Annotated in this window: 1 protein-coding gene; it reads left to right on the top strand. The window is 68.1% G+C overall.

The window, feature by feature from the left end:
- A partial coding sequence (locus tag F1592_RS13900; protein ID WP_483883266.1) for a permuted SH3 domain-containing protein occupies positions 1-223 on the top strand: 223 nt, incomplete at its 5' end.
- Between the last annotated feature and the right edge of the window lie 50 nt (positions 224-273).

A 273-nucleotide genomic window follows, 5' to 3' on the forward strand; every position in this document is an offset into this window, starting at 1 on the left:
GGTGGCCCCCGATGGCGCGGTCAGTGTGAGAGCCGTGCAGATCGCCCAGGCGGTGTCCGGCCAATGGGTGGTGCTGAGCGGCTTGAAGGCCGGAGAACAGGTGATGGTGGACGGCTTCCAGAAGCTGCGTGGCAACACCCCCGTGAAGCCCGTGCCCTGGAAAAGCCCCCCTGAGGCCACGCCCACCCCGGGCACGCCAGGCACCACGGGCGCCAAGCCTTGAGGACGCTGCGCCATGTCCAACTTCTTCATCAGCCGCCCCATCTTCGCCTG

Origin of the sequence: Staphylococcus sp. GDX7P312P (assembly GCF_008385775.1) — a bacterium.
GTDB classification, from domain to species: domain Bacteria; phylum Bacillota; class Bacilli; order Staphylococcales; family Staphylococcaceae; genus Staphylococcus; species Staphylococcus haemolyticus.